Raw genomic sequence first — 5,718 nt, forward strand, 5'->3', positions numbered from 1 at the left:
ACGGGATTGAAAATAACCGTTGTTTTTTCAACGTAATCCGGGCAGCCAGAGGTGAAGTACTTTGTTCTTCCCATAGGTTCCGGTGTTTTTTGTACCAGTTCAGGGTGTCTTTTTAGATAGTCCTTCAGGCTGTCGGCACAGATAGAGGGCTGGCAGAGAATGGGGACGCCTTGCCCCATAATGTTTCCGATAATTTTTGCCGCCGCCTTTTCAAAGGCTTTTTTCAACAAGGGGTAGTGGGTACAACCCAACATGATCCAGTTGGGAATTTTATTGTTTTCTTCTACGAGCTGGCCAACATACCCTTCGACCAAAGCATTTGTTGTTGCCGTATCTTTTTTAGACTCTAACGCTGGAACAAGTGCCGGGCATGCCAGTTGAATGACATCAAGTTGCGGTGCTCGTTTTCCAATTTCGACGAGATAGGTTTTGCTTTTAACCGTTGCTTCGGTTGCAAAGATGCCTACGGTTCCCTTTAGATATTGTTGTGGATGCTGTTCCCATTTTATCCATGGGCGATCCGTGATGGTTTCGACCATGGGAACAAGAACACCGAGAATACGTTTCTCTGGTGCGTACAAGGGTAGCCATTCTTGTTGTAGTTTGCGCAAGGCAATGGCCGACGCTGTATTGCAGGCCAGAATGACAAGATTACAGCCTTGATCAAAGAGGAACTGTACGGCCTGTCGGGTCATTTCATAAACTTCAGGCCCTGCTTTCTCGCCATAGGGGGCTCGCTGATGATCCCCGAAATAGATCAAGTCTTGTTGAGGCAGAGCGGTCTGAAGTGCTCGTAAAACGGTTAAGCCACCGGACCCAGAATCAAAGACGCCAATGGGCGAAGACACTTTTGGTCTGTGGGTATCAGCTTTGTGCATTTTTACAGCTATAGACACCGCTTATGGCAGCAATTTGGCGATGATGGTAACTAAGGGTGAATTCTGTGTCTGGTGACATCCCACCAGGGCTTTTAGTCGCTTCTTGAAGCAAGAGAGTACAAAAGCTTTTCAGGTTTCCATCCAGTACTTCTTGCGAGAGAGCATTGTCATCTGAGGCACCGGTAATGAGAAAACGTACTTCTGTGTCGGAAAGGATTTCGACTTGGCCAATTCCCTTGTCTTTTAGGGACCCGTAATTTCCTACAGCAGCGCGGATAAATTGACGCTGATCAGGGGCAGCTTTTTCCCAAATAAATAAGGAGGGAAATAAAAAAAATAATGACAGTGAAACGACCGTGATAAGGGCTAAGCCGCTGATGATCCATATGTTTGTTCGCATGGTTGCTTTGAACTCAATTCCTGTGTAAAAAAATAGAAGTGTTTGGTTATGTACTTTCTATGTACTGCTGTACTATATATAGGCCTAGTTATCCCGAGGGCCATTCTTTTCGGGATAGAGTGCGACCTGAGTTGGGGGATCCCGGTGACATCTCTGTTACTGGCCTGTTACTGGGATGTTGTTTGCGGAATATATCACGGTGTTGTTAATGCGAAAGCCTATTTTCGGCCTATTGCCGTTTGTCGGTACGATTGCTTTTATTATTATTTTTGTGGTTGTCCTGGGGGGGATAAATGCAAGAAGCGCCTTTGCTGACTTTGCAGAGGGAAAAAAAGCATTTGATGCGGAAGATTATTCAACAGCTTTTCGCTATTGGCACACCAGCGCAGATCGGGGCGAAGCAAAATCTCAGCTGGAACTGGCCCGTCTGTACCGTGATGGTAAAGGAACCAATAAAGACAAGGTTGTCGCCTCGCTTTATTTTACCCTAGCCGCTCAGCAACAAATCAAAGTTGCAGCCGAAGAACAACAGGATCTTGTTGAAGGTTTTTCCAAAGAAGAATTGACGCTGGCACAAAAGCTTGTGGCGAGTTGGGAGCCGATTGACGTTAAAATCGGCCCTGAAAAAACAGAACTGACAGTTTTGGAAAAAAAGGCACTTCGGTGGTTCAAGGCTGCCGAAAAGGGGGCTGTCAAAACGATCAAGGAAATGATTGAGGCCGGGTTTGACCTTAATAAAAAGGACAAGGATGGCTGGACGGCTTTGATGCTTGCCTCTCTTAACAATCATCGGGTGACAGCAACGGCTTTGATAAAGGCGGGGGCCGAGATCAATGTCGCGGATCGGTTGGGGATGACGGCCTTGATGGCGGCATCTGTTGCTGGAAACAAGCCATTGGTTGAGTTGATGGTTAAATCTGGGGCCCATATCGAACAAGAAGATACTGTTGGTGAAACGGCAGAATATATGGCCGAACAGGCCGGACACGTCACGATTGCACGCTATTTCTCTACCCTTGAATTACCTGAAGAACAGATCAAAGAAGCGCAGCAACTTTTGATCGCTCTTGGGTATCTAGAGGGCAGCGCGGATGGAAAGACAGGCCCTAAAACATCAGAGGCCGTTAAAAAGTTTCAAAAAGACAGCGGGCAAAAACAGACCGGACTGGTTCGCAAGCTATTGTTAGACAGCCTTGAAGACAAAGTTTCCAATGAACCTTCGCTTCAGGCCGAGGAAACAGATAGCCCCTTTGAAGCTGCGTCGATCTCTAACGAATAATTTATACCGAAAACTGGCCTTGGTTTCTTGGGTGAAAATGGCTTTTTTTATGCTTAAATCAGCAGAATTTTAGGTGTTGTTATCATAGGAACAGCTAACTCTTTCTATTGACAAGATCTGCTTAAATGTTTAGCTCCTCACACCGTTTGAAGCGGCAAGACATAACAGCACCAAGAAATGTGGGAAGTTTGAGAGAGTTTACCTAATTTTTGGTGTTATTGGCGATTTATCGAAAGATATTTCAAATCAGAGACTCGACTCAGGTTGTCTAAATCTATAAGGTAGCCCGTCATTCGCGATAACTGTGTATGCTGATAAGTGTCCTAGGTTTTCGCTTCATATTTATTTTAATTTACACTTTAAGGCAGTCTAGATGAACTGGACAGAAGAGCGTATCGAGCTTCTGAAAAAACTATGGGCAGAAGGCCATAGTGCTTCACAAATAGGAAAAATGCTGGGCGTTTCCAAAAACGCTGTGGTTGGCAAGGCGCACCGGATGAAACTGGCTGCGAGACCTTCCCCTATCAAACGAAGCGCAAAAAGCGACGGCACCAAAAAAGATGCTCCGGCTAAAAAAGCGGCTCCTAAAGCTGCGAAGCCAGCTGCACCTGCTGCACCAAAGCCGGCTGCCAAACCTGCGGCCCCTGCGGCTGTAAAGCCCGTAGCTGCACCTGTCCCGCCTAAGCCAAAGGCGCCTGTTGCTCCAGCTGCCCGTGTTGCGGCTCCAAGGCCTGTTGCTCCGGCTGCCAAGCAGCCAACTGCTGCTGAGATTAAAGCGGCTTCGCTGCCTGCCAAAGCGCGTCGTAAAGCAAGTATGGATGCAGCTGATCGCAAACTGTTCAGTGGCGCGATGGAAAAACGCAAAGGCCCTAAGTGTCTTTGGCCTCATGGTGATCCAGGGGATGCAGATTTCCATTTCTGTGGTGCCCCTGCTGTGCCAACTAAACCTTACTGTGCTGAACACTGTGCGCGGGCTTACATTACAAAAAGCAGCCGCAACAGCAGCAGTAACAACAATAATAATTCCAGCAATGGAACTGACAAAGCGAAAGAAGGCGAAGCAGCCAAGTCAAATGAAGCCGGTGGTAAACCAGCTTAAGACTATTTTCGTTGTATGATGTGAAAGGGTGCCTTTGGCACCCTTTTTTATGGTGATTTTTTTTATTTCTTTAATGCGCTCTTTTTCATGAGCGTACATCTTTATATTAAGTACTGTAATCAGGTTGTGAAGTGATGCGTTTTATCTCGGCTCGTGCGATTGCAAAACCATTTCGGGTTTTGAGTATTGGCGGTAAGCCTAATCTAGAATTTTGGTTTACACAGACTGTTATTCTTTTGTCCACGATGTTGGGTGTGTATCTGGCGAGCTTCGCTGGGTTTGAAATCGCGGTCAATTTTGATCGATATCAAAGGCTGTCGGACGCGCGAAATCTGGAAATATCACTTCGTGCAGAAGTTTCTGATAATATTAGCAAGGTCGAAGGCTGGGCCAGTTCTTATAAAGATGGCCCCATGCTGTGGCATGATAGCCGATTTGCCCCGCGCGAAAGTTATAAGCTGGACGATGTTATCTGGCTGACGATGCGTAATTCATCGACGACGTTTGAGCTTAATCCGGAAACTTTGACTTCTATTCGGCGTTTTTATAGCGCTGTCGAGAAGCACAAAACAGTTCTTTTTCAGCAACGGCAGTCAAATGCTTTGGCAAAAAATGCGCTTAAAAATATGGCTTTAGCGGCAGAAGATGCCCGAACAGATATCATGGTCAAAATGGATGATGATATAAAACGGCTGGATGCCGAGTTGACAGACGTCCTAGATTAAGCGGTAGGTCGTTTGTTGGGGATACGTAAAAATCCCAATACTGTCAGACTTTCGCCAGAATTATATGTTTATATAGGTGAATTAGAGGCCTGTTGAGTTCTGCGGATAGGATTTCGTTGTAAAACTTTCAGGATGTGGTTTTTCGAAAGTGAACCGCAGATTATTTATCTGGGCCTTTATCAAAGATGACGCAGCATACAAAGGATGATCTTGTGGCAAAGAATATTCAAAAGTCGAACACTGATTTTAAGGTAAAACTTAAAAAGCTTTCTCTGTCTTTGGTCGTCGCAGGTGGGGCCATCACGGGTGGTCTTGTGCTTTCAGCTGCTTTGCCCCAACAAAGCTGGGCACAGGAAGAAGAAAACCCCGGCGAATTAGCCCGGGAAAGCCTTGAGCTGATGATGAAATCTCTCAGTCTTGTCATTGATTCCATCCCGCAATACGAAATGCCTGTGATTACCGAAAACGGCGATATCATTATCCGCCGCAAACAAAAAGGCGACTGGGAAGATCTGGATGAAACACCGGAACGGGAAGAGACCGAAGATTCCAAACAGATATAAATTCTGACTTATTTCGCACAACCTCTTTTTGTTAAGCCTTCTTTTAGATGCTCTATGAGCAAACGTATTTTAGACGAGAGCTGTCTATTATGTGGATAGACAGCCCATATACCCTCGTCAGAGGCTCGAAAACATTCTAGCACGGGTATCAGTTCGCCAGTTTCAATAAATGATCGGAGGTAATAATCTGGAAGCTGGATAAGCCCGATCCCTTTAAGTGCTGCATCCACAAGTGACCAGCCACTGTTGCATTGTAAATTTCCCTTTACGCGGATTTGTCGGGTTTTGCCGTTTTCTTTAAAACGCCACGTGTCCAGAGTTCCTCTCAGGCAGTTGTGTTGATCCAACTCTGTTAGGTCTTGTGGTTTGCGATGTTTAGTTAGGTATTCTGGTGATGCACAGACATAATTTGCTCTTGAAGAAAGTAGCTTTGCTATCATGGTACTGTCTTCAAGCTGTCCCAAACGAATTGCCAAGTCGTAGCTTTCTGCGACAAGGTCAAGCCTTTGATTTGTTAACGATAAACTGATCTGGAGTTCAGGGTACTGCGCCGAAAAATCATTTACGAGGGGGGCAATCACACTTTCCCCGTAAGTCACAGGGGCTGTCAGGTTTAGCCTTCCTTGTAATGATTGGTTGAGGTCAGTTATGATCCGCTCAGCTTCTTCCAGACTGTCGAGCACTTGCCTGCAGTGATTATAATAAATTTGGCCTGTTTCAGTTATGCTAACTTTTCTGGTTGTACGGTAAAATAATTTAATACCTAACCTGTCT

The 5,718-nt window shown here is 45.7% G+C and carries 7 protein-coding genes; 4 read left to right on the forward strand and 3 right to left on the reverse strand.

The window, feature by feature from the left end:
- Both murI and Q0241_RS21185 read right to left on the reverse strand, forming a co-directional pair.
- Positions 1 to 878: glutamate racemase (gene murI, locus Q0241_RS21180; RefSeq protein ID WP_299381071.1), on the reverse strand; the 878-nt coding region annotated here is incomplete at its 3' end.
- On the reverse strand, positions 865 to 1,278 hold the full coding sequence (locus tag Q0241_RS21185) for a hypothetical protein (protein WP_299381072.1): 414 nt from the start codon (positions 1,276 to 1,278) through the stop codon (positions 865 to 867). The genes Q0241_RS21185 and murI, both read right to left, overlap by 14 nt.
- A gap of 208 nt (positions 1,279 to 1,486) precedes the next feature.
- On the opposite strand from Q0241_RS21185, the gene Q0241_RS21190 reads away from it, so the two are divergent.
- From Q0241_RS21190 to Q0241_RS21205, 4 genes are all read left to right on the forward strand, one after another.
- Positions 1,487 to 2,557, forward strand: a complete 1,071-nt coding sequence (locus Q0241_RS21190) for an ankyrin repeat domain-containing protein (protein WP_299381073.1) — start codon at positions 1,487 to 1,489, stop codon at positions 2,555 to 2,557.
- A gap of 373 nt (positions 2,558 to 2,930) precedes the next feature.
- Positions 2,931 to 3,656, forward strand: a complete 726-nt coding sequence (locus Q0241_RS21195; RefSeq protein WP_299381074.1) for a GcrA family cell cycle regulator — start codon at positions 2,931 to 2,933, stop codon at positions 3,654 to 3,656.
- A gap of 134 nt (positions 3,657 to 3,790) precedes the next feature.
- Entirely contained in the window at positions 3,791 to 4,381 is a 591-nt protein-coding gene (locus tag Q0241_RS21200) for a hypothetical protein (protein ID WP_299381075.1), read from the forward strand.
- 185 nt (positions 4,382 to 4,566) lie between these two features.
- Positions 4,567 to 4,944 (forward strand): hypothetical protein, encoded by a 378-nt coding sequence (locus Q0241_RS21205; RefSeq protein ID WP_299381076.1) that lies wholly within the window; start codon positions 4,567 to 4,569, stop codon positions 4,942 to 4,944.
- Between the two features lie 8 nt (positions 4,945 to 4,952).
- On the opposite strand, the gene Q0241_RS21210 is transcribed toward Q0241_RS21205, so the two are convergent.
- Positions 4,953 to 5,718: LysR substrate-binding domain-containing protein (locus Q0241_RS21210; protein WP_299381077.1), on the reverse strand; the 766-nt coding region annotated here is incomplete at its 5' end.

Source organism: uncultured Kiloniella sp. (assembly GCF_937128705.1).
Classification (GTDB): domain Bacteria; phylum Pseudomonadota; class Alphaproteobacteria; order Kiloniellales; family Kiloniellaceae; genus Kiloniella.

What these genes read in the sequence shown, in the direction of transcription:
- Q0241_RS21185 (WP_299381072.1), bottom strand. Translation starts at nt 1,278, where the DNA reads ATGCGAACAAACATATGGATCATCAGCGGCTTAGCCCTTATCACGGTC.
- Q0241_RS21190 (WP_299381073.1), top strand. Translation starts at nt 1,487, where the DNA reads ATGCGAAAGCCTATTTTCGGCCTATTGCCGTTTGTCGGTACGATTGCT.
- Q0241_RS21195 (WP_299381074.1), top strand. Translation starts at nt 2,931, where the DNA reads ATGAACTGGACAGAAGAGCGTATCGAGCTTCTGAAAAAACTATGGGCA.
- Q0241_RS21200 (WP_299381075.1), top strand. Translation starts at nt 3,791, where the DNA reads ATGCGTTTTATCTCGGCTCGTGCGATTGCAAAACCATTTCGGGTTTTG.
- Q0241_RS21205 (WP_299381076.1), top strand. Translation starts at nt 4,567, where the DNA reads ATGACGCAGCATACAAAGGATGATCTTGTGGCAAAGAATATTCAAAAG.